Here is a 22,582-nt window from a genome sequence, read left to right on the forward strand (position 1 = left end):
TAAATATAAATGTTTAAAAATGAGTGAAATGTTTTGAAGAGGATGCCTGGTGCTTAAAGGGTTTTGATATCATAAAGTTATAAATGCAGTGAATCTATTTCGAAACGCTGAAAAGCGAACAGAGATAACAGGTTGTTAACTAACTGTAGGGCGATAGTAATAATAGTTTAATAATGCTTAAGTCATCATTAACCTGACGGCAATTGTATATTGGTTTGATTTATGGTTTCATTTAAATCCTAAAGTCAAACTTATCAGTTTTGTTCATTAATTTTCGTTAATATAAAGTCTTTATTTATTCCGAATTTTAAATAATTCTCTTTCGCTGATCGTATTTGCATGATAAATGATATTTTTCAGGATTATTACCGTACGTTGGCAAAGGGGTGTAGCGTGACAGTGGAGTCAGAAGTGCCAGAAAATAATATTAAACAACCTCAAGCTACTGATGGGATTAAACCGCAGTTACGCACGGTGGATCTGAATCTTCTGACGGTGTTTGATGCTGTCATGCAGGAACAGAATATCACCCGCGCTGCCCAAACCTTGGGGATGTCACAACCTGCCGTGAGTAATGCCGTTGCCAGGCTTAAGCTTATGTTTAACGACGAATTATTTGTTCGCTACGGGAGGGGGATCCAGCCTACTGCGCGCGCATTCCAGCTGTTTGGCTCCATTCGTCAGGCGTTGCAACTGGTCCAAAATGAGCTGCCGGGATCGGGCTTTGAACCCTTAAGCAGCGAGCGCGTATTCCATCTTTGTGTCTGTAGCCCTTTAGATAATTATTTAACGTCGATTATCTATAATAAAGTTGAAGAGATCGCACCCAATATCAATCTTGTTTTTAAATCATCCCTGAATCAAAACACAGAACATCAGTTACGCTATCAGGAGATCGAATTCGTTCTGGGGTATGAAGAGTTCCGTCGTCCGGAATTTTCCTGCGTGCCGCTGTTTAAAGATGAAATGGTTTTGGTCGCCAGTAAAAAACACCCGCGCCTGAATTCTCCGCTGCGAGAAAACGATGTTTATAACGAGCAGCACGCCGTTGTTGCGCTCGACAGATATGCTTCCTTTAGCCTGCCGTGGTATGACACTGCGGATAAACAGGCGAGCGTGGCTTATCAGGGCATGGCCATGGTCAGCGTATTAAACGTGGTTTCCCAGACACAGCTGGTGGCAATTGCGCCGCGCTGGCTGGCAGAAGAGTTTTCTGACCCTTTAAATCTGCAAATTTTGCCTCTGCCGCTCAAGCTAAATAGCCGTACCTGTTATCTTTCCTGGCATGAAGCAGCGGGCCGGGATAAAGGACATCAGTGGATGGAAGAGTTGCTGGTTGGCATCTGTCGCCGATAAACGCATCAGGATAAATCGCATCGGTTTATGTGATTTATCCTGAGTTTTTTTAGATAACTGCTATTTTCTTCTGTGATGATTTTTTTTTGGCTGCTCTACGGCACGCAAAAATAGATGATTTCCTGCATTGTCGCGCTTTTCAGCGATGATTTATCACCTCACTCTCTATTCCCAGAGGAATTAACCATATCTTCTGTGAACGGCTGCTTTTTCTGCTTTACGCACCGTTTATCTCCCCGGGTTTGCTAATTGCCTGCCTCATAACGAGCGGTTAAGGTAAAGAACACTCTGCAAAATATAAGATTGGTTCATCCCAATCGTAAGACGGTGCGGAAATGAATTCGGCAGTCCGTCTATAACAAAATGCCTGGAGGCAAAGCATGGAGATGTTGTCTGGCGCGGAAATGGTCGTTCGATCGCTGATCGATCAGGGCGTAAAGCAAGTGTTCGGCTACCCTGGCGGTGCGGTTCTCGATATTTATGATGCGCTGCATACGGTTGGGGGCATTGACCATGTTCTGGTACGTCACGAGCAGGCGGCGGTACACATGGCTGACGGCCTGGCACGTGCGACGGGTGAAGTGGGCGTGGTGTTAGTCACGTCTGGCCCCGGCGCGACAAACGCCATTACCGGGATTGCGACGGCCTATATGGACTCTATCCCGCTGGTGATCCTCTCCGGGCAGGTGGCAACCTCACTGATTGGCTACGATGCGTTTCAGGAGTGCGACATGGTTGGGATTTCGCGTCCCGTTGTGAAGCACAGCTTCCTGGTCAAGCAAACAGAAGACATTCCCGGCGTACTGAAAAAAGCCTTCTGGCTGGCGGCGAGCGGACGCCCGGGACCGGTGGTGGTCGATCTGCCTAAAGATATTCTCAACCCGGCAAACAAGCTGCCTTATGTCTGGCCGGAATCGGTCAGCATGCGCTCTTATAATCCCACAACGCAGGGGCATAAAGGTCAGATCAAGCGAGCGTTGCAAACGCTTCTGGCAGCCAAAAAACCGGTGGTCTATGTCGGTGGCGGGGCGATCAACTCTGCCTGTGAAGCCCAGCTTCGTGAACTGATTGAAAAGCTTAACCTTCCCGTTGCGTCGTCGCTGATGGGGCTGGGGGCGTTCCCTGCCACCCATCGTCAGGCGCTGGGAATGCTGGGTATGCACGGTACCTATGAAGCCAACATGACGATGCATCATTCCGATGTGATCTTTGCCGTGGGCGTGCGCTTTGACGACCGCACCACCAACAACCTGGCGAAGTATTGCCCGAACGCTACCGTGCTGCACATTGATATCGATCCAACGTCAATTTCAAAAACGGTGTCGGCTGATGTGCCGATCGTCGGTGATGCCCGGCAGGTTCTGGAGCAAATGCTGGATCTGCTGACCCAGGAGAGTGCAACCCAGCCGCTGGATGAGATCCGCGACTGGTGGCAGCAGATTGAACAGTGGCGCGCGCGTCAGTGCCTGAAATATGACACGCAAAGTGAAAATATTAAGCCGCAGGCGGTCATTGAAGCGGTGTGGCGACTGACGAAAGGTGAGGCGTACGTGACCTCAGACGTGGGGCAGCATCAGATGTTTGCCGCCCTGTATTACCCGTTTGATAAACCGCGACACTGGATCAACTCCGGTGGTTTAGGAACCATGGGCTTTGGTCTGCCTGCTGCGCTGGGCGTGAAGCTGGCGCTGCCGAATGAAACCGTCGTCTGCGTGACGGGGGACGGCAGTATTCAGATGAACATTCAGGAGCTGTCTACCGCGCTGCAATATGAACTGCCGGTACTGGTGCTGAACCTGAATAACGGGTATCTCGGTATGGTGAAGCAGTGGCAGGATATGATCTACTCTGGCCGCCACTCTCAGTCATACATGAAATCGCTGCCGGATTTTGTTCGTCTTGCTGAAGCTTACGGCCATGTAGGCATGCGGGTGACCGATCCGGCTGAGCTGGAGACGAAGCTCGCGCAAGCGCTTGAGCACGTTAAAAACAACCGCCTCGTCTTTATGGATGTGATTGTTGATGGGACCGAGCACGTTTATCCGATGCATATTCGTGGTGGTGGTATGGATGAAATGTGGTTAAGCAAAACGGAGAGAACCTGATATGCGCCGGATATTATCTGTTTTACTGGAAAACGAGTCTGGCGCACTGTCGCGCGTCATTGGCCTTTTTGCGCAGCGCGGTTATAACATTGAAAGCCTGACCGTTGCCCCAACGGAAGACCCGACGCTGTCGCGCATGACGATCCAAACCGTCGGCGATGCCAAAGTGCTTGAGCAAATTGAAAAACAGCTGCATAAGCTGGTCGACGTACTGCGCGTGAGCGAGCTGGGGCAGGGGGCCTACGTTGAGCGTGAGGTCATGCTGGTGAAAATCCAGGCCAGCGGCTACGGGCGTGATGAAGTCAAACGCAATGCGGATATTTTCCGCGGACAAATTATCGACGTCACGCCTTCTCTTTATACTGTGCAGCTGGTCGGGACAAGCGACAAGCTGGATGCTTTCCTCGCGTCCGTGCGGGACGTCGCAAAAATTGTCGAGGTGGCGAGATCGGGTGTCGTAGGTCTGTCACGCGGCGAGAAAATCATGCGTTAGTTGCCAAAAAGGTTCGCCTCTTTCTGCCCGGTCACCAAAGCCGGGCTTTTTTTTGCGTAATCAGCCGACAACGCAGATAAAAGCGGTTGCCGCGAAGTCTTTTCTGCGTTTAGATGTTAAAAGATTTAACCATAACCTTGACAGGGCCATGGACTCTTTTCTTTTTTTAAGGGGCAATTGTGAAACTGGATGAAATCGCCCGGCTAGCCGGCGTGTCACGAACAACGGCCAGCTATGTGATTAACGGTAAAGCAAAGCAGTACCGTGTCAGCGACAAGACCGTTGAAAAAGTTATGGCGGTGGTTCGTGAGCATAACTACCATCCGAATGCTGTCGCAGCCGGTCTGCGTGCCGGGCGTACCCGCTCTATTGGTCTGGTGATCCCAGACCTGGAAAACACCAGCTATACCCGTATCGCCAACTATCTTGAACGTCAGGCGCGCCAGCGCGGCTATCAATTGCTGATTGCCTGCTCGGAAGACCAGCCCGACAACGAAATGCGTTGCATTGAGCATCTGCTCCAGCGCCAGGTGGATGCCATCATCGTGTCGACCTCCTTGCCGCCAGAGCATCCGTTCTACCAGCGCTGGGCGAACGACCCGTTCCCAATCGTTGCGCTGGACCGCGCGCTCGATCGCGAGCATTTCACCAGCGTCGTGGGTGCGGATCAGGATGATGCCGAAATGCTGGCCGCAGAGCTGAGAACGTTCCCCGCTGAAACAGTGCTGTATCTTGGCGCGTTGCCCGAGCTTTCCGTGAGCTTCCTGCGTGAGCAGGGATTCAGAACCGCCTGGAAAGACGATCCGCGCGAGGTTCACTACCTCTATGCCAACAGCTACGAACGTGAAGCCGCAGCGCAGCTGTTTGAGAAATGGCTGGAAACGCATCCGATGCCTCAGGCGTTGTTTACCACGTCATTTGCGCTGTTGCAGGGTGTCATGGATGTGACCTTACGTCGTGAAGGTAAACTGCCCTCCGACCTGGCGATTGCCACGTTCGGGGATAATGAGCTGCTCGACTTCCTGCAGTGCCCGGTGCTGGCGGTAGCACAGCGTCACCGCGATGTGGCTGAACGCGTGCTTGAGATTGTGCTGGCAAGCCTGGATGAGCCGCGCAAACCGAAGCCGGGTCTGACGCGTATCAAACGTAATCTCTACCATCGCGGAATTTTAAGCCGCCAAAAATGAAATGACCGGGGCGGAGAAATCTGCCCCATTTTGCTGTGATTATTCGTGCAGATAATTCCCGGAGAGAAATTAGGATAATTCTTGCGGGATCGTAATCGCCTATTTTTTTAATTCATTCTGGCTTTTAAATTGTCCTTTTAAAGAACATGCGGGCGATTTTAAACAGCTATCTTTGTATTATTTTGTTACAAACCCTCTTCGGTCGATGAATATTCAGACGTTTTTCCTCTTACTGCTTCAGCTTACGTGGCAACCTCCACGCTTACCGGGCACCTGGATGAATCTGGCGCTGTTATCCCCTGAGAATCTGTCATAAAATGCTGCCCGCGTCGCAAACTGACACTTTATATTTATCTGCGATGATATTGAGTGAGCTTTAACGCTAGTGTGCATATTCGGTTTTTTTCTTACAAATATTCATAACGTTAATTTTGCCTCGCCAGTTGTGCAGTTATTAACCAGGACTGTTTATCTCTGTAAATAGAGGGCTTTCGGGTCCTTATAGGGAGAGTCCTGGCTTGACAAGCTTTTCCCTCGCTCCGTAAACTCCTTTAGGTGGGAATTTGTGGGTTAAAGTGGTGAGGAGGGGTGAGACTGGCATGTTCCGTGGAGCTACGTTAGTCAATCTCGACAGCAAAGGGCGTTTATCGGTACCAACCCGATACCGCGACCAGCTGATTGAGAACGCTGCGGGTCAAATGGTTTGCACTATTGACATTAACTCCCCCTGCCTGCTGCTTTACCCCTTGCCTGAATGGGAAATTATTGAGCAAAAGCTGTCGCGACTGTCGAGCATGAACCCGCAGGAACGCCGCGTGCAGCGGCTGTTATTGGGACATGCCAGTGAATGTCAGATGGATAACGCAGGGCGGTTACTGATTGCCCCTGTGTTGCGGCAACATGCCGGTCTGACCAAAGAAGTGATGCTGGTCGGGCAGTTCAACAAGTTTGAACTGTGGGATGAAACGACCTGGTATCAACAGGTCAAGGAAGATATCGACGCTGAGCAGTCTGATTCCGCGACATTATCGGAACGGCTGCAGGACTTGTCTCTATAAATATGATGGAAAATTATAAACACAAAACGGTGTTACTGGACGAGGCCGTAAACGGTCTGAATATTCGTCCGGATGGCATCTACATTGATGGCACGTTTGGTCGCGGTGGTCACTCGCGTTTGATTCTCTCCCAGCTTGGAGAGGAAGGACGTCTGCTGGCAATCGATCGCGATCCGCAGGCAATTGCCGTTGCACAAACCATCAATGACCCACGCTTTTCCATCGTGCATGGACCTTTCTCTGCGCTCGCGGATTATGTTGCCGAGCGTGGCCTGACGGGCAAGATCGACGGGATTCTTCTCGATCTTGGCGTCTCTTCACCCCAACTTGATGATGCTGAACGTGGTTTCTCCTTTATGCGTGATGGTCCGCTGGATATGCGTATGGACCCGACGCGCGGTCAGTCTGCCGCTGAGTGGTTACAGACCGCTGACGAAGCCGATATTGCATGGGTCATCAAAACGTTTGGCGAAGAGCGCTTTGGCAAACGTATTGCGCGCGCCATCGTTGAGCGCAATCGCATTGAGCCCATGACCCGCACCAAAGAGTTGGCCGAAGTGATCGCGGCGGCGACACCGGTGAAGGATAAGCACAAACATCCCGCGACCCGTACCTTCCAGGCGGTTCGCATCTGGGTAAACAGTGAACTGGAGGAAATAGAGCTGGCGCTAAAAAGCTCGCTCGACGTGCTAGCCCCGGGTGGGCGGTTATCCATCATCAGCTTCCATTCGCTGGAAGACCGTATTGTGAAACGCTTTATGCGCGAGCAAAGCCGCGGTCCACAGGTGCCAGCGGGGCTGCCGATGACGGAAGAACAACTCAGGAAGCTGGGTGGCCGTCAGTTGCGAGCATTAGGCAAGTTGATGCCGGGCGAAGAAGAAGTGGCAGAGAATCCACGCGCCCGTAGTTCAGTGCTGCGTGTTGCAGAGAGGACGAACGCATGATCGGCAGAGTGACAGAGACCCTAAGCAAAGTTAAGGATTCGTTAGGAAGCAACGAGCGCCATGCCTTGCCTGGCGTGATCGGCGACGATCTTTTGCGGTTTGGGAAACTGCCACTCTGTCTGTTCATTTGCATCATTGTCACGGCAGTTACGGTGGTGACCACCGCCCACCATACACGTTTATTGACTGCGCAACGCGAGCAGATGGTACTGGAACGCGATGCGCTGGATATTGAATGGCGAAATCTGATCCTTGAAGAAAACGCGCTCGGCGATCACAGCCGGGTTGAACGGATCGCAACGGAAAAGCTGCAGCTGCAGCATGTTGATCCTTCGCAGGAAAATATCGTAGTACAAAAATAAGGGAAAACGCGACGCATGAAAGCAGCGGCAAAAACGCTAAAACCAAAACGTCAGGAAGAACAGGCCAACTTTGTCAGTTGGCGTTTTGCGTTGCTTTGCGGCTGCATTTTACTCGCTCTGGGTTTTCTGCTGGGACGCGTGGCCTGGCTGCAAATCATCGCCCCTGACATGCTGGTGCGTCAGGGCGACATGCGCTCCCTGCGCGTCCAGGAAGTGTCGACATCCCGCGGGATGATCACCGACCGCTCGGGTCGTCCGCTGGCGGTGAGCGTGCCGGTGAAGGCGATCTGGGCCGATCCTAAAGAACTGCATGATGCTGGCGGGATCACGCTTGATAACCGCTGGAAGGCCCTTGCGGATGCGCTGAAGATGCCGCTGGACCAGTTAGCTTCACGCGTAAATACGAACCCGCGAGGGCGCTTTATCTATCTGGCGCGTCAGGTGAACCCTGACATGGCGGACTACATCAAAAAATTGAAGCTGCCGGGGATCCATCTGCGTGAAGAATCCCGTCGTTACTATCCATCCGGCGAAGTGACTGCTCACCTCATTGGCTTTACTAACGTTGATAGCCAGGGGATTGAAGGCGTTGAAAAAAGCTTTGATAAATGGCTCACCGGCCAGCCCGGCGAGCGCATTGTGCGTAAGGACCGCTATGGTCGCGTGATCGAGGATATTTCCTCTACGGACAGCCAGGCCGCACACAATCTGGCCCTGAGTATTGATGAGCGGTTACAGGCGCTGGTTTACCGCGAGCTGAACAATGCCGTGGCCTTCAACAAAGCGGAATCGGGCAGTGCCGTGTTAGTCGATGTCAACACGGGTGAAGTGCTGGCGATGGCCAATAGCCCGTCCTACAACCCTAACAATCTTACCGGTACGCAGAAGGATATTATGCGTAACCGTACCATCACCGACGTGTTCGAACCGGGTTCGACCGTTAAGCCGATGGTGGTCATGACTGCCCTTCAGCGCGGTATCGTCAATGAAAACACCGTCCTGAATACCATCCCATACCGAATTAACGGCCACGAGATCAAAGACGTGGCGCGCTACAGCGAATTGACCCTGACCGGGGTGTTACAGAAGTCGAGTAACGTCGGTGTTTCAAAGCTGGCGTTAGCGATGCCGTCCTCAGCGTTAGTAGAGACTTACTCACGTTTTGGACTTGGAAAGGCGACCAATTTGGGGTTGGTCGGAGAACGCAGTGGCTTATATCCTCAAAAACAACGGTGGTCTGACATAGAGAGGGCCACCTTCTCTTTCGGCTACGGGCTAATGGTGACACCGTTACAGTTAGCGCGAGTCTACGCAACGATCGGCAGCTATGGCGTTTATCGTCCGCTGTCGATTACCAAAGTTGATCCACCGGTTCCCGGCGAGCGTATCTTCCCGGAATCAACCGTCCGTACAGTTGTTCATATGATGGAAAGCGTGGCGCTGCCCGGCGGCGGCGGCGTTAAGGCGGCAATCAAAGGTTATCGCATCGCCATCAAGACCGGTACGGCGAAAAAAGTAGGGCCGGACGGCCGCTATATCAACAAATACATTGCCTATACCGCAGGCGTTGCGCCTGCAAGCAATCCGCGTTTTGCGCTGGTGGTCGTGATAAACGATCCACAGGCGGGTAAATACTACGGCGGCGCCGTCTCCGCGCCTGTGTTCGGGGCTATCATGGGCGGCGTGTTACGCACCATGAACATCGAACCGGATGCGCTGGCGACGGGCGAAAAAAGTGAATTTGTAATTAATCAAGGCGAGGGTACAGGTGGCAGATCGTAATTTGCGCGACCTTCTCGCTCCGTGGGTGCCAAATGCACCGGAGCGAGCACTGCGAGAGATGGTACTGGACAGCCGCGTGGCTGCTTCTGGCGATCTTTTTGTGGCGGTGGTCGGTCATCAGGCGGACGGGCGTCGTTATATCCCGCAGGCGATTGCGCAAGGTGTGGCTGCCATTATTGCTGAGGCGAAAAATGAGGCAACCGACGGTGAGATCCGTGAAATGCACGGGGTGCCGGTCATCTATCTCAGCCAGTTAAACGAGCGTCTTTCCGCGCTGGCGGGACGTTTTTATCACGAACCTTCCGACCAGCTGCGCCTGGTAGGCGTCACGGGTACGAACGGTAAAACCACTACCACGCAGCTGATGGCGCAGTGGGCCCAGCTGCTGGGTGAAACCGGTGCGGTGATGGGTACCGTGGGTAACGGCCTGCTGGGCAAAGTGAGCCCGACGGAAAACACCACCGGCTCGGCCGTAGACGTACAGCATGTGCTTGCCGGTCTGGCAGGGCAGGGGGCAACCTTTGCTGCGATGGAAGTCTCTTCGCACGGTCTGGTTCAGCACCGCGTCGCGGCGCTGAAATTTGCCGCTTCCGTGTTTACCAACCTGAGCCGCGATCATCTTGATTATCACGGTGATATGGAGCATTACGAAGCCGCGAAATGGCTGCTGTTCTCTACTCACCATTACGGACAAGCCATCATCAACGCCGACGACGAAGTGGGCCGCCGCTGGCTGGCGAAGCTGCCGGATGCGGTTGCGGTGTCGATGGAAGACCATATTAATCCGAACTGCCACGGCCGCTGGCTGAAGGCGGTTGAGGTGAATTATCACGACAGCGGGGCGACAATCCGCTTTGCCTCTTCCTGGGGTGAAGGCGAAATTGAAAGCCGCCTGATGGGCGCGTTTAACGTCAGCAACCTGCTGCTGGCGCTGGCAACGCTGCTGGCGCTGGGTTATCCGATGGCTGAACTGCTGAAAACCTCAGCGCGTCTGCAGCCGGTTTGCGGCCGTATGGAAGTGTTCAGCGCGCCGGGGAAACCGACCGTTGTGGTTGATTATGCCCACACGCCGGATGCGCTGGAAAAAGCGCTGGAAGCGGCGCGCCTGCACTGCGCCGGTAAGCTCTGGTGCGTGTTTGGCTGCGGCGGCGATCGCGATAAAGGCAAACGCCCGCTGATGGGGGCTATTGCCGAGCAGTTCGCAGATATTCCGGTTGTGACCGATGACAACCCGCGTACCGAAGAGCCGCGCGCCATCATTAATGACATTCTGGCGGGCATGCTGGACGCGGGCCGCGCTCGCGTGGTGGAAGGGCGTGCGGAAGCCGTGACCAACACCATCATGCAGGCGCAGGAGAATGATGTTGTCCTGCTGGCGGGCAAAGGCCATGAAGATTATCAGATCGTTGGCAATCGCCGTCTGGACTACTCGGACCGCGTAACGGCAGCTCGTCTGCTGGGAGTCGTGGCATGATTAGCATCACGTTAAGCCAGGCAGCTGCCATTCTTAAGGGCGACCTGCACGGGCTGGACCTGACCATTGATGCCGTAACGACGGACACCCGCAAAATCACCGCAGGCTGTCTGTTTGTGGCGCTGAAAGGCGAGCGTTTTGACGCGCATGATTTTGCGGAACAGGCCAAAGAGAACGGCGCCGGTGCGCTGCTCGTCAGCCGCAAGCTCGATATCGATCTGCCACAAATTGTGGTGAAAGATACGCGTCTCGCGTTCGGTGAGCTGGCCGCCTGGGTTCGCCAGCAGGTCCCTACGCGCGTTGTCGCCTTGACCGGTTCATCAGGCAAGACGTCGGTGAAAGAGATGACGGCGGCGATCCTCAGCCAGTGCGGGAATACGCTTTATACCGCGGGCAACCTCAATAATGACATCGGCGTGCCGATGACATTACTCCGCCTGACCAAAGAACATGAATTTGCGGTAATCGAGTTAGGGGCAAACCACCAGGGCGAAATCGCCTGGACCGTGAGCCTGACTCGCCCGGAAGCCGCGCTGGTGAATAACCTCGCGGCGGCGCATCTGGAAGGCTTTGGCTCGCTGGAAGGCGTAGCGAAAGCCAAAGGTGAGATTTACACCGGTCTGCCGGATGACGGTATCGCCATTCTGAACGCCGACAACAACGACTGGCTGAACTGGCAAAGCATTATTGGTTCGCGTAAAACCTGGCGCTTCTCGCCGAATGCGGCCAACAGTGATTTTACCGCGACCAATATCCATGTGACGTCGCACGGTACGGAGTTCACCCTCACCACCCCAACGGGTGGCGTAGATGTACTGCTGCCGCTGCCGGGTCGCCATAATATCGCCAATGCGCTTGCGGCGGCGGCGTTGTCGACGGCAGTGGGCGCGTCGCATGAAGCGATTAAAACCGGGCTGGCGAACCTGAAAGCCGTGCCGGGGCGTCTGTTCCCGATTCAGCTTTCGGAAAACAAGCTGCTGCTTGATGACTCCTACAACGCGAACGTGGGCTCGATGACAGCGGCGGTGCAGGTGTTATCTGAAATGCCGGGCTACCGCATCATGGTGGTGGGCGATATGGCAGAGCTGGGCGACGAAAGCGAAGCCTGCCATACCCAGGTCGGTGAAGCGGCGAAAGCGGCAGGGCTGGACTGCGTGCTGAGCGCAGGAAAACTGAGCCAGGCGATTAGCCAAGCCAGCGGCGTTGGCGAGCATTTTGCTGATAAAACCGCGTTGATAGCGCGCCTCAAGGCGTTGATTACAGAAAAACAAATTGTGACTGTGTTAGTGAAAGGTTCACGTAGTGCCGCCATGGAAGAGGTTGTGCACGCATTACAGGAGAACGGGACATGTTAGTTTGGCTGGCCGAACATTTGGTCAAATATTATTCAGGCTTTAACGTCTTTTCGTATCTGACGTTTCGCGCCATCGTCAGCCTGCTGACTGCGCTGTTCATCTCGTTGTGGATGGGCCCGCGCATGATTGCCCGTCTGCAAAAACTCTCTTTCGGCCAGGTTGTGCGTAACGACGGTCCGGAATCGCACTTCAGCAAGCGCGGCACGCCGACCATGGGCGGGATCATGATCCTGACCGCCATCGTCGTTTCCGTGTTGCTGTGGGCCTATCCCTCTAACCCGTACGTCTGGTGCGTTCTGACGGTACTGGTGGGTTACGGGATCATCGGTTTTGTGGATGATTACCGCAAAGTCGTCCGCAAAGATACCAAAGGCCTGATCGCGCGCTGGAAGTATTTCTGGATGTCGGTGATCGCGCTGGGCGTGGCCTTTGCGCTGTATCTGGCAGGCAAAGACACGCCAGCTACCGAGCTGGTCGTGCCGTTCTTTAAAGACGTGATGCCGCAGCTGGGGCTGTTCTACATCCTGCTGGCCTACTTTGTGATTGTCGGTACCGGTAACGCCGTTAACCTGACCGACGGTCTGGATGGCCTGGCCATTATGCCAACCGTCTTTGTGGCCGCCGGTTTTGCGCTGGTGGCGTGGGCGACCGGTAACATGAACTTTGCGAACTACCTGCACATCCCTTATCTGCGCCATGCGGGTGAGCTGGTGATCGTCTGTACGGCGATTGTCGGCGCGGGGCTGGGCTTCCTGTGGTTCAACACCTATCCGGCGCAGGTCTTTATGGGTGACGTCGGTTCTCTGGCTTTGGGCGGTGCGCTCGGCATTATCGCCGTACTGCTGCGTCAGGAGTTCCTGCTGGTGATCATGGGCGGCGTGTTTGTGGTTGAAACCCTGTCGGTGATTTTGCAGGTCGGTTCTTTCAAGCTGCGCGGTCAGCGCATCTTCCGTATGGCGCCGATTCACCACCACTATGAACTGAAAGGCTGGCCGGAGCCGCGCGTGATTGTGCGCTTCTGGATTATTTCGCTGATGCTGGTGCTGATTGGCCTGGCAACGCTGAAGGTACGTTAATCATGGCAGATTACCAGGGCAAAAAAGTCGTTATCATCGGGTTGGGCCTCACGGGGCTCTCCTGCGTGGACTTTTTCCTCGCACGCGGCGTGACGCCACGCGTGATGGATACGCGTGTCTCTCCGCCGGGTCTGGACAAACTGCCGGAACAGGTTGAACGCCACCTTGGTGGTCTGAATGATGACTGGCTGCTGGCAGCCGATCTGATTGTCGCAAGCCCAGGTATGGCGCTGGCGCATCCTTCGCTGAGCGCTGCTGCGGATGCGGGCGTTGAGATTGTCGGCGATATCGAGCTGTTCTGCCGCGAAGCGCAGGCGCCTGTTATCGCCATTACCGGTTCTAACGGTAAAAGCACCGTCACCACCCTGGTGGGTGAAATGGCGAAAGCGGCGGGCATGAATGTCGGCGTTGGCGGTAACATTGGTTTACCCGCTCTGATGCTGCTGGACAAAGGCTGCGAGCTGTATGTTCTCGAGCTTTCCAGCTTCCAGCTGGAAACCACCTCCAGCCTGCACGCTGCGGCCGCGACGATCCTCAACGTGACTGAAGATCATATGGATCGGTATCCATTTGGTCTGCAGCAGTACCGTGCCGCCAAGCTGCGCGTTTATGAAAATGCCAAAGTCTGCGTTGTAAACGCCGATGACGCGCTGACCATGCCCGTACGCGGTGCAGACGATCGCTGTATCAGCTTCGGTATCACGATGGGGGATTACCACCTGAACCGTCAGCTGGGCGAAACCTGGCTGCGCGCGAAGGGTGAGAAAGTGCTGAACGTGAAAGAGATGAAGCTCACTGGTCAGCACAACTATACCAATGCCCTGGCGGCGCTGGCGCTAGCGGATGCAGTAGGGCTGCCGCGCTCCTCCAGCCTGAAAGCGTTAACCACGTTTTCTGGTCTGGCGCACCGTTTCCAGCTGGCGCTGGAGCACAACGGCGTGCGCTGGATCAACGACTCCAAAGCCACCAACGTGGGAAGCACGGAGGCCGCGCTGAACGGCCTGCACGTTGAGGGTACGCTGCATTTGCTGCTGGGCGGAGACGGTAAATCAGCTGATTTTTCCTCCCTGAAGCCGTATCTCGCCGGTGATAACGTCCGTCTGTACTGCTTCGGCCGTGACGGCAGCGAGCTGGCTGAACTGCGCCCTGAGGTTGCCGAGCAAACTGAAACCATGGAACAGGCGATGCGGCTGATTGCCCCTCGCGTGAAGCCAGGCGATATGGTGCTGCTCTCTCCAGCCTGTGCCAGCCTCGATCAATTCAAGAATTTCGAACAGCGTGGTGATGTCTTTACCCGCCTGGCGAAGGAGTTAGGCTAATGCGTTTATCTCTCCCTCGCCTGAAAATGCCGCGCCTGCCAGGATTTGGGATCCTGGCATGGGTGTTTGCGGCGCTCAAAGGCTGGGTGATGGGCTCTCGTCAAAAAGATAACGACAGCCTGGTCATGTACGATCGCACGCTGTTCTGGCTCACGATGGGGCTGGCGGCGGTCGGCTTCATTATGGTGACGTCAGCCTCAATGCCCGTCGGGCAGCGTCTGGCGAACGATCCTTTCCTGTTTGCCAAGCGAGATGGTCTTTACATCATCCTGGCGTTCTGCCTGGCGCTGGTGACCTTGCGCCTGCCGATGGAGTTCTGGCAGCGGCACAGTACGGCGATGCTGATCGCCTCGATTATTATGCTGCTGATCGTACTGGTGGTGGGGAGCTCTGTTAACGGGGCTTCACGCTGGATCGCCTTTGGCCCGCTGCGCATTCAGCCTGCGGAATTTACCAAGCTCTCCCTGTTCTGCTACTTGGCTAACTACCTGGTGCGTAAGGTAGATGAAGTGCGTAACAACCTCCGCGGCTTCTTAAAACCGATGGGCGTGATTCTGGTGCTGGCGGTATTACTGCTGGCGCAGCCTGACCTCGGTACCGTTGTCGTGCTGTTCGTTACCACCCTGGCCATGCTGTTCCTGGCGGGCGCGAAGCTGTGGCAGTTCATCGCTATCATCGGGATGGGGATTTCGGCGGTTGTGCTGCTGATCCTCGCCGAGCCTTACCGTATTCGCCGTGTGACCTCGTTCTGGAACCCGTGGGAAGATCCGTTCGGCAGCGGCTATCAGCTGACGCAGTCGCTGATGGCCTTTGGTCGCGGTGAAGTCTGGGGGCAAGGGCTGGGTAATTCGGTACAGAAACTGGAGTATTTACCGGAAGCGCATACTGACTTCATCTTCTCCATTATTGCGGAAGAACTGGGTTATATCGGTGTGGTACTAGCGCTTTTAATGGTATTCTTCGTCGCTTTCCGCGCCATGTCCATCGGCCGGAAAGCGCTGGAGATCGATCACCGCTTCTCAGGATTCTTAGCCTGTTCAATTGGTATCTGGTTTAGCTTCCAGGCATTGGTTAACGTCGGGGCCGCAGCGGGTATGCTGCCGACCAAAGGTCTGACGCTGCCGTTGATCAGTTATGGTGGTTCGAGTCTGTTGATTATGTCGACGGCCATCATGTTTTTGTTGCGTATAGATTATGAAACGCGTCTGGAAAAAGCCCAGGCGTTTACACGAGGTTCACGATGAATCAACCGAAGCGGTTAATGGTGATGGCAGGCGGTACCGGTGGACACGTGTTCCCGGGGCTGGCGGTTGCGCACCATTTAATGGATCAGGGCTGGCAGGTACGCTGGCTGGGAACCGCAGACCGCATGGAAGCCGATCTGGTACCGAAGCACGGTATCGAGATCGACTTTATTCGTATTTCCGGCCTTCGGGGCAAAGGCCTCAAGGCAATGCTGCTGGCACCGGTGCGTATTTTTAACGCCTGGCGTCAGGCGCGCACCATCATGAAGCGTTTTAAGCCTGATGTGGTGCTGGGCATGGGCGGCTATGTCTCGGGTCCTGGCGGGCTGGCGGCATGGTCGTTAGGCATTCCCGTTGTGCTGCATGAACAGAACGGTATTGCCGGTCTGACCAACAAGTGGCTGGCGAAAATCGCTACCAAAGTTATGCAGGCGTTTCCCGGCGCGTTCCCGAAAGCGGACGTGGTGGGTAACCCGGTGCGTGTCGACGTGCTGGCGCTGCCGCTGCCGGACGCTCGCCTGACGGGCCGTGAAGGGCCGGTTCGTGTACTGGTCGTCGGCGGCTCTCAGGGGGCACGCATTTTAAACCAGACGATGCCGCAGGTTGCCGCAAAGCTGGGGGATACCGTGACCATTTGGCACCAGAGCGGAAAAGGCGCTCAGCAGACCGTTGAGCAAGCTTACGCCGAGGCGGGGCAGCCGCAGCATAAAGTCACAGAATTTATCGACGACATGGCGGCGGCGTATGCCTGGGCCGATGTCGTGGTTTGTCGTTCAGGCGCGCTGACGGTGAGCGAGATCGCCGCCGCGGGTCTGCCGGCCCTGTTTGTGCCGTTCCAGCACAAAGACCGACAGCAGTACTGGAATGCGCTGACGCTTGAGAAAGCCGGTGCCGCGAAGATTTTTGAACAGCCACAATTTACCGCCGACGCGGTCGCCACCACCCTGGCGGGCTGGAACAGAGACGCACTGCTGGAGATGGCGCAACGCGCACGCGCGGCCGCTATCCCTGATGCGACGGAACGGGTGGCAAAAGAAGTGAGCCTGGCAGCCCAGGCTTAACCCTCGCAGCGCGTGTTGCGCTGCACGAATTTTAAGTAGTCGATGGCGTTTAGAGAATGAATACACAACAACTGGCAAAACTGCGTTCAATCGTGCCCGAGATGCGTCGCGTCCGGCACATTCACTTTGTTGGCATCGGTGGTGCTGGCATGGGCGGTATTGCCGAAGTGTTAGCTAACGAAGGTTATCAGATCAGCGGGTCTGACCTGGCGCCAAACCCTGTTACGCAGCAGCTGGCGTCGCTTGGGGCGACTATCTATTTCAACCATCGTCCGGAAAACGTGCGCGATGCGAGCGTGGTGGTGGTCTCAAGCGCCATCTCCTCTGACAATCCGGAAATCGTTGCAGCGCATGAAGCGCGCATTCCGGTGATCCGCCGTGCAGAAATGCTGGCGGAACTGATGCGTTTCCGTCACGGCATCGCCATTGCCGGGACTCACGGTAAAACCACGACCACGGCGATGGTCTCCAGTATTTATGCGGAAGCGGGTCTCGACCCGACGTTCGTCAACGGCGGTCTGGTCAAAGCAGCGGGCGTACATGCGCGTCTGGGCCACAGTCGTTATCTGATTGCCGAAGCGGATGAGAGCGACGCGTCGTTCCTGCACCTGCAGCCGATGGTGGCGATTGTCACTAACATCGAAGCTGACCATATGGATACCTACCAGGGCGACTTCGAGAACTTAAAGCAGACCTTCATCAACTTCCTGCACAACCTGCCGTTCTATGGACGCGCGGTTATGTGCGTAGACGATCCGGTGATCCGCGAGCTGCTGCCGCGCGTGGGTCGTCAAATCACCACTTACGGCTTCAGCGAAGACGCTGACGTCCGCGTGGAAGAGTACAAACAGATTGGTGCGCAGGGGCATTTCACGCTGGCGCGTCAGGACAAAGAACTGCTGCACGTCACGCTGAATGCGCCAGGTCGCCATAACGCCCTCAATGCCGCAGCGGCTGTGGCCGTCGCGACGGAAGAAGGCATTGATGATGATGCGATTCTGCGCGCGCTGGAAAGCTTCCAGGGCACCGGTCGTCGCTTCGACTTCCTCGGTGAATTCCCGCTGGACGCCGTGAACGGTAAAGCCGGCACTGCGATGCTGGTGGACGACTATGGCCACCATCCGACCGAAGTCGACGCCACCATTAAAGCCGCACGCGCAGGCTGGCCGGACAAAAATCTGGTGATGGTCTTCCAGCCGCACCGCTTCACGCGTACGCGCGATCTGTACGACGATTTCGCCAGCGTCCTGTCACAGGTAGACACCCTGTTAATGCTGGACGTGTACGCCGCAGGCGAGACGCCGATTCCGGGGGCCGACAGCCGCTCTCTGTGTCGTACCATCCGTGGACGCGGTAAAGTTGACCCTATTCTGGTTTCTGACCCTGCACAGGTGGCGGAAATTCTGGCACCGGTCCTGACAGGTAACGATTTGATTCTGATTCAGGGCGCGGGAAATATTGGCAAAATCGCCCGTACCTTAGCTGAAATCAAACTGAAGCCGCAAACCCAGGAGGATGAGCATCATGGCTGATAAGATTGCTGTCCTGTCTGGCGGTACCTCCGCCGAGCGCGAGGTTTCCCTGAATTCCGGCGCGGCTGTGCTGGCGGGACTGCGCGAAGGTGGCGTCAATGCGCACCTGGTCGACCCAAAAGAGGTCGACGTGACGCAATTAAAAGCCATGGGCTTCGATAAAGTCTTTATCGCTTTGCATGGTCGCGGCGGCGAAGACGGCACCCTGCAGGGGCTTCTGGATTTGATCGGCATGCCGTACACCGGCAGCGGCGTGATGGCCTCCGCTATCTCTATGGATAAACTGCGCAGCAAGCTTCTGTGGCAGGGCGCGGGGTTACCCGTTGCGCCATGGGTAGCACTGACGCGTCGCGAATTTGAATTGGGCCTGCCGGATAGCGTTAATACACGCATTGCTGAACTGGGCTTACCGGTTATTGTAAAGCCCAGCCGGGAAGGCTCCAGCGTGGGAATGTCCAAAGTCGACAAAGCTGATGATCTTTCGTCCGCTTTAGCACTGGCATTTCAACATGATGAAGAAGTTCTGATTGAAAAATGGCTCAGCGGGCCGGAATTTACCGTCGCGATGCTTGGCGAAGAAATTTTACCGTCAATCCGTATCCAACCGGCCGGAACCTTCTATGATTATGAGGCGAAGTATCTCTCTGATGAGACGCAATATTTCTGCCCTTGTGGTCTTGAAGCTGAGCGTGAAGCAGATTTACAGTCCCTGGTGCTTAAAGCCTGGCATGTTCTCGGTTGTCAGGGCTGGGGTCGCATCGACGTGATGCAGGACAGTGACGGACAATTTTATCTGCTGGAAGCGAACACCTCTCCGGGAATGACCAGCCACAGCCTTGTGCCGATGGCCGCGCGTCAGGCGGGGATGAGCTTCTCGCAGTTAGTCGTACGCATTCTGGACCAGGCGGGCTGATATGTCTCAGGCTGCATTGAACACGCGCAACCGCGATGACGAGGACGAATACGCCTCTTCACGCCGCAGTAATGGAACGCGTCTTGCAGGCATCATTTTCCTGCTCGGGGTGCTGTGCACCGTGTTTATCAGCGGCTGGATGGTCCTGGGCTGGATGGAAGATGCGCAGCGGTTGCCGCTTTCTAAGCTGGTGGTCACCGGTGAGCGTCACTACACGCGTAACGACGATATTCGCCAGTCAATACTGGCGCTGGGCTCACCTGGCACCTTTATGACGCAGGACGTCAATATTATCCAGAGCCAGATAGAACGTCTGCCATGGATAAAACAGGCGAGCGTAAGAAAGCAATGGCCTGATGAATTGAAGATTCATCTGGTTGAATATGTGCCCATTGCGCGTTGGAATGATCAGCACATGGTTGACGCAGACGGAAATTCCTTCAGCGTCCCGGCCGATCGTGTCAACAAGCAAAATTTACCGATGTTGTATGGCCCGGAAGGTAGCGAAAACGAGGTGTTACAAGGTTTTCGCGAAATGGGTCAGGTGCTGGCGAAGGACAGGTTTACGTTAAAAGATGCTGCCATGACGGCGCGCCGTTCCTGGCAGCTGACGTTAACGAACGGCATTAAGCTCAACCTGGGACGCGGCGACACAATGAAGCGTCTGGCGCGTTTTGTCGAACTTTACCCGGTTTTACAGCAGCAGGCACAGACTGACGGCAAACGGATAAGCTACGTTGATTTGCGCTATGACTCAGGCGCAGCAGTCGGTTGGGTACCGGCTCCGGTCGAGGAACCTAATCAGCAACAGAATCAGGCACAGGTACAGGCAGAACAACAATGATCAAGGCGACGGACAGAAAACTGGTAGTTGGACTGGAGATTGGCACCGCGAAGGTTGCCGCTTTAGTAGGGGAAGTTCTGCCCGACGGTATGGTCAATATCATTGGCGTAGGCAGTTGCCCGTCCCGTGGTATGGATAAAGGTGGGGTAAACGATCTTGAATCGGTGGTGAAATGCGTTCAGCGCGCCATCGATCAGGCTGAATTGATGGCAGATTGCCAGATTTCTTCTGTCTATCTGGCCCTTTCTGGTAAGCACATTAGCTGCCAGAACGAAATCGGTATGGTGCCGATTTCCGAAGAAGAAGTGACGCAGGAAGACGTTGAAAACGTTGTGCACACGGCGAAATCCGTCCGTGTCCGCGACGAACATCGCGTGCTGCATGTCATTCCGCAGGAATATGCAATTGACTACCAGGAAGGGATCAAGAACCCGGTCGGTCTTTCTGGCGTACGTATGCAGGCTAAAGTGCACCTGATCACATGTCACAACGATATGGCGAAGAACATTGTAAAAGCCGTTGAACGTTGTGGCCTGAAAGTTGACCAACTTATTTTCGCGGGTCTGGCGGCAAGTTATTCCGTACTGACCGAAGATGAACGTGAACTGGGTGTCTGTGTGGTCGATATTGGTGGTGGTACAATGGATATCGCCGTGTATACCGGCGGTGCGTTGCGCCACACGAAAGTGATCCCTTATGCAGGGAACGTTGTGACCAGCGATATTGCTTACGCTTTTGGTACGCCGCCGAGCGATGCAGAAGCGATCAAAGTGCGCCACGGCTGTGCGCTGGGGTCTATCGTTGGCAAAGATGAGAGCGTTGAAGTGCCGAGCGTCGGTGGTCGTCCACCGCGTAGCCTGCAGCGCCAGACGTTGGCAGAGGTCATTGAGCCGCGCTATACCGAGCTGCTCAACCTGGTCAACGAAGAGATTTTACAGTTACAGGAACAGCTTCGTCAGCAGGGCGTTAAACATCATCTTGCGGCGGGGATTGTATTAACCGGCGGTGCAGCGCAAATTGAAGGTCTTGCGGCCTGTGCTCAGCGCGTATTCCATACGCAGGTGCGTATTGGTGCGCCGCTGAATATCACCGGTTTAACGGATTATGCTCAGGAGCCGTATTATTCAACGGCTGTGGGCCTGCTCCACTACGGGAAGGAATCTCATCTCAGTGGTGAAGCAGAAGTGGAAAAACGCGTCTCAGTGGGGTCGTGGGTCAAACGACTGAACAACTGGTTGCGAAAAGAGTTTTAATTTTTTTAAGAGACCGGAGAGAATTAGCGGTCTCGGGCGACAGGCACAACGGAGAGAGAAATTATGTTTGAACCTATGGAATTGACCAACGACGCGGTGATTAAAGTCATCGGCGTCGGTGGCGGCGGCGGTAACGCCGTAGAGCATATGGTGCGTGAACGCATTGAAGGTGTTGAATTCTTCGCAGTTAACACCGATGCGCAGGCACTGCGTAAGACGGCTGTAGGCCAGACTATCCAGATCGGCGGTGGTATCACCAAAGGGCTGGGAGCAGGGGCTAACCCGGAAGTCGGTCGTAATGCGGCTGAAGAAGATCGTGAAGCGCTGCGCGCTGCACTGGAAGGTGCTGACATGGTCTTCATCGCAGCAGGTATGGGTGGCGGTACCGGTACCGGCGCAGCACCTGTTGTGGCTGAAGTGGCAAAAGATTTAGGTATCCTGACCGTTGCTGTCGTGACCAAGCCTTTCAATTTTGAAGGCAAGAAGCGTATGGCCTTCGCGGAGCAGGGTATCACCGAGCTGTCCAAGCATGTGGACTCGCTGATCACCATCCCGAACGACAAACTGTTGAAAGTTCTGGGTCGCGGTATTTCCCTGCTGGACGCATTCGGTGCAGCAAACGACGTGCTGAAAGGCGCGGTTCAGGGTATCGCTGAACTGATTACCCGTCCTGGCCTGATGAACGTTGACTTTGCAGACGTTCGCACCGTGATGTCCGAAATGGGCTACGCGATGATGGGCTCTGGCGTGGCGAGCGGTGAAGACCGTGCTGAAGAAGCGGCTGAAATGGCTATCTCTTCTCCACTGCTGGAAGATATCGATCTGTCTGGTGCGCGCGGCGTGCTGGTCAACATTACCGCTGGCTTTGACCTGCGTCTGGATGAGTTCGAAACCGTGGGTAACACCATCCGTGCGTTCGCCTCTGACAACGCTACCGTGGTAATCGGTACTTCCCTTGACCCTGAAATGAACGACGAGCTGCGTGTTACCGTTGTTGCGACCGGTATCGGTATGGACAAGCGTCCTGAGATCACCTTAGTGACCAACAAGCAGACTCAGCAACCGGTAATGGATCGTTACCAGCAGCACGGTATGTCTCCTCTGACTCAGGAGCAGAAACCGGCCGCGAAAGTGGTGAACGACCCAACGCCGCAAACGGCGAAAGAGCCAGATTATCTGGATATCCCGGCGTTCCTGCGTAAGCAAGCTGACTAAGAATTGGCT

General features: G+C 55.0%; 19 protein-coding genes. All 19 read left to right on the forward strand.

Annotated features, from left to right (window positions below; translation table 11 throughout):
- The first annotated feature begins 411 nt into the window (after window positions 1–411).
- Window positions 412–1,356, forward strand: coding sequence for a transcriptional regulator LeuO (gene leuO, locus UR289_RS12535; RefSeq protein WP_047060143.1), 945 nt, complete (start codon window positions 412–414; stop codon window positions 1,354–1,356).
- 380 nt (window positions 1,357–1,736) lie between these two features.
- Window positions 1,737–3,461, forward strand: a complete 1,725-nt coding sequence (ilvI, locus tag UR289_RS12540) for an acetolactate synthase 3 large subunit (RefSeq protein ID WP_033144626.1) — start codon at window positions 1,737–1,739, stop codon at window positions 3,459–3,461.
- 1 nt (window position 3,462) lies between these two features.
- A complete protein-coding gene (gene ilvN, locus UR289_RS12545; RefSeq protein ID WP_023310389.1) occupies window positions 3,463–3,954 on the forward strand; it encodes an acetolactate synthase small subunit in 492 nt (163 codons plus the stop codon).
- A 179-nt stretch (window positions 3,955–4,133) separates the two neighbouring features.
- A complete protein-coding gene (gene cra / locus UR289_RS12550) occupies window positions 4,134–5,141 on the forward strand; it encodes a catabolite repressor/activator (RefSeq protein WP_008501993.1) in 1,008 nt (335 codons plus the stop codon).
- A 599-nt stretch (window positions 5,142–5,740) separates the two neighbouring features.
- A complete protein-coding gene (gene mraZ / locus UR289_RS12555) occupies window positions 5,741–6,199 on the forward strand; it encodes a division/cell wall cluster transcriptional repressor MraZ (protein ID WP_021240528.1) in 459 nt (152 codons plus the stop codon).
- A 2-nt stretch (window positions 6,200–6,201) separates the two neighbouring features.
- The gene (gene rsmH / locus UR289_RS12560; RefSeq protein ID WP_021240527.1) at window positions 6,202–7,143 is read left to right on the forward strand and encodes a 16S rRNA (cytosine(1402)-N(4))-methyltransferase RsmH; all 942 of its coding nucleotides are present in this window, start codon (window positions 6,202–6,204) and stop codon (window positions 7,141–7,143) included.
- The gene (gene ftsL / locus UR289_RS12565; protein WP_008501989.1) at window positions 7,140–7,505 is read left to right on the forward strand and encodes a cell division protein FtsL; all 366 of its coding nucleotides are present in this window, start codon (window positions 7,140–7,142) and stop codon (window positions 7,503–7,505) included. The genes rsmH and ftsL overlap by 4 nt, the downstream gene beginning before the upstream one ends.
- A gap of 15 nt (window positions 7,506–7,520) precedes the next feature.
- Complete coding sequence (locus UR289_RS12570) at window positions 7,521–9,287, forward strand: peptidoglycan glycosyltransferase FtsI (protein WP_033144627.1); 1,767 nt, start codon at window positions 7,521–7,523, stop codon at window positions 9,285–9,287.
- Entirely contained in the window at window positions 9,274–10,761 is a 1,488-nt protein-coding gene (gene murE, locus UR289_RS12575) for a UDP-N-acetylmuramoyl-L-alanyl-D-glutamate--2,6-diaminopimelate ligase (RefSeq protein ID WP_320710297.1), read from the forward strand. Before UR289_RS12570 ends, murE begins: the two co-directional genes overlap by 14 nt.
- On the forward strand, window positions 10,758–12,116 hold the full coding sequence (gene murF, locus UR289_RS12580; RefSeq protein ID WP_048979010.1) for a UDP-N-acetylmuramoyl-tripeptide--D-alanyl-D-alanine ligase: 1,359 nt from the start codon (window positions 10,758–10,760) through the stop codon (window positions 12,114–12,116). Before murE ends, murF begins: the two co-directional genes overlap by 4 nt.
- Window positions 12,110–13,192 (forward strand): phospho-N-acetylmuramoyl-pentapeptide-transferase, encoded by a 1,083-nt coding sequence (gene mraY, locus UR289_RS12585; protein WP_008501985.1) that lies wholly within the window; start codon window positions 12,110–12,112, stop codon window positions 13,190–13,192. The genes murF and mraY overlap by 7 nt, the downstream gene beginning before the upstream one ends.
- A 2-nt stretch (window positions 13,193–13,194) precedes the next feature.
- The gene (gene murD / locus UR289_RS12590; RefSeq protein ID WP_320710300.1) at window positions 13,195–14,511 is read left to right on the forward strand and encodes a UDP-N-acetylmuramoyl-L-alanine--D-glutamate ligase; all 1,317 of its coding nucleotides are present in this window, start codon (window positions 13,195–13,197) and stop codon (window positions 14,509–14,511) included.
- Window positions 14,511–15,755 (forward strand): cell division protein FtsW, encoded by a 1,245-nt coding sequence (ftsW, locus tag UR289_RS12595; protein WP_023310395.1) that lies wholly within the window; start codon window positions 14,511–14,513, stop codon window positions 15,753–15,755. The genes murD and ftsW overlap by 1 nt, the downstream gene beginning before the upstream one ends.
- Window positions 15,752–16,816, forward strand: a complete 1,065-nt coding sequence (gene murG / locus UR289_RS12600; RefSeq protein ID WP_320710303.1) for an undecaprenyldiphospho-muramoylpentapeptide beta-N-acetylglucosaminyltransferase — start codon at window positions 15,752–15,754, stop codon at window positions 16,814–16,816. Before ftsW ends, murG begins: the two co-directional genes overlap by 4 nt.
- A 56-nt stretch (window positions 16,817–16,872) precedes the next feature.
- Window positions 16,873–18,348, forward strand: a complete 1,476-nt coding sequence (gene murC / locus UR289_RS12605) for a UDP-N-acetylmuramate--L-alanine ligase (RefSeq protein WP_033144631.1) — start codon at window positions 16,873–16,875, stop codon at window positions 18,346–18,348.
- Window positions 18,341–19,261, forward strand: a complete 921-nt coding sequence (locus tag UR289_RS12610; protein ID WP_047060134.1) for a D-alanine--D-alanine ligase — start codon at window positions 18,341–18,343, stop codon at window positions 19,259–19,261. The genes murC and UR289_RS12610 overlap by 8 nt, the downstream gene beginning before the upstream one ends.
- A 1-nt stretch (window position 19,262) precedes the next feature.
- Complete coding sequence (gene ftsQ / locus UR289_RS12615; RefSeq protein ID WP_023310399.1) at window positions 19,263–20,105, forward strand: cell division protein FtsQ; 843 nt, start codon at window positions 19,263–19,265, stop codon at window positions 20,103–20,105.
- A complete protein-coding gene (ftsA, locus tag UR289_RS12620) occupies window positions 20,102–21,358 on the forward strand; it encodes a cell division protein FtsA (protein ID WP_023334508.1) in 1,257 nt (418 codons plus the stop codon). The genes ftsQ and ftsA overlap by 4 nt, the downstream gene beginning before the upstream one ends.
- A 63-nt stretch (window positions 21,359–21,421) precedes the next feature.
- Window positions 21,422–22,573 carry a cell division protein FtsZ gene (gene ftsZ / locus UR289_RS12625; protein ID WP_008501978.1) on the forward strand — a complete coding sequence of 384 codons (1,152 nt, stop codon included), beginning with the start codon at window positions 21,422–21,424 and terminating at the stop codon, window positions 22,571–22,573.
- Window positions 22,574–22,582: the final 9 nt, after the last annotated feature.

It is taken from the genome of Enterobacter sp. 302C9 (assembly GCF_034106085.1).
GTDB classification, from domain to species: Bacteria; Pseudomonadota; Gammaproteobacteria; order Enterobacterales; family Enterobacteriaceae; genus Enterobacter; species Enterobacter asburiae_B.

Excerpts from the sequence above, each read along its gene's own strand:
- ftsA (WP_023334508.1), top strand. The coding sequence starts at position 20,102 with ATGATCAAGGCGACGGACAGAAAACTGGTAGTTGGACTGGAGATTGGC.
- ftsW (WP_023310395.1), top strand. The coding sequence starts at position 14,511 with ATGCGTTTATCTCTCCCTCGCCTGAAAATGCCGCGCCTGCCAGGATTT.
- ftsL (WP_008501989.1), top strand. The coding sequence starts at position 7,140 with ATGATCGGCAGAGTGACAGAGACCCTAAGCAAAGTTAAGGATTCGTTA.
- mraY (WP_008501985.1), top strand. The coding sequence starts at position 12,110 with ATGTTAGTTTGGCTGGCCGAACATTTGGTCAAATATTATTCAGGCTTT.
- ftsZ (WP_008501978.1), top strand. The coding sequence starts at position 21,422 with ATGTTTGAACCTATGGAATTGACCAACGACGCGGTGATTAAAGTCATC.
- murF (WP_048979010.1), top strand. The coding sequence starts at position 10,758 with ATGATTAGCATCACGTTAAGCCAGGCAGCTGCCATTCTTAAGGGCGAC.
- murD (WP_320710300.1), top strand. The coding sequence starts at position 13,195 with ATGGCAGATTACCAGGGCAAAAAAGTCGTTATCATCGGGTTGGGCCTC.
- murG (WP_320710303.1), top strand. The coding sequence starts at position 15,752 with ATGAATCAACCGAAGCGGTTAATGGTGATGGCAGGCGGTACCGGTGGA.
- UR289_RS12570 (WP_033144627.1), top strand. The coding sequence starts at position 7,521 with ATGAAAGCAGCGGCAAAAACGCTAAAACCAAAACGTCAGGAAGAACAG.
- UR289_RS12610 (WP_047060134.1), top strand. The coding sequence starts at position 18,341 with ATGGCTGATAAGATTGCTGTCCTGTCTGGCGGTACCTCCGCCGAGCGC.
- ftsQ (WP_023310399.1), top strand. The coding sequence starts at position 19,263 with ATGTCTCAGGCTGCATTGAACACGCGCAACCGCGATGACGAGGACGAA.
- ilvN (WP_023310389.1), top strand. The coding sequence starts at position 3,463 with ATGCGCCGGATATTATCTGTTTTACTGGAAAACGAGTCTGGCGCACTG.
- mraZ (WP_021240528.1), top strand. The coding sequence starts at position 5,741 with ATGTTCCGTGGAGCTACGTTAGTCAATCTCGACAGCAAAGGGCGTTTA.
- murC (WP_033144631.1), top strand. The coding sequence starts at position 16,873 with ATGAATACACAACAACTGGCAAAACTGCGTTCAATCGTGCCCGAGATG.
- ilvI (WP_033144626.1), top strand. The coding sequence starts at position 1,737 with ATGGAGATGTTGTCTGGCGCGGAAATGGTCGTTCGATCGCTGATCGAT.
- rsmH (WP_021240527.1), top strand. The coding sequence starts at position 6,202 with ATGATGGAAAATTATAAACACAAAACGGTGTTACTGGACGAGGCCGTA.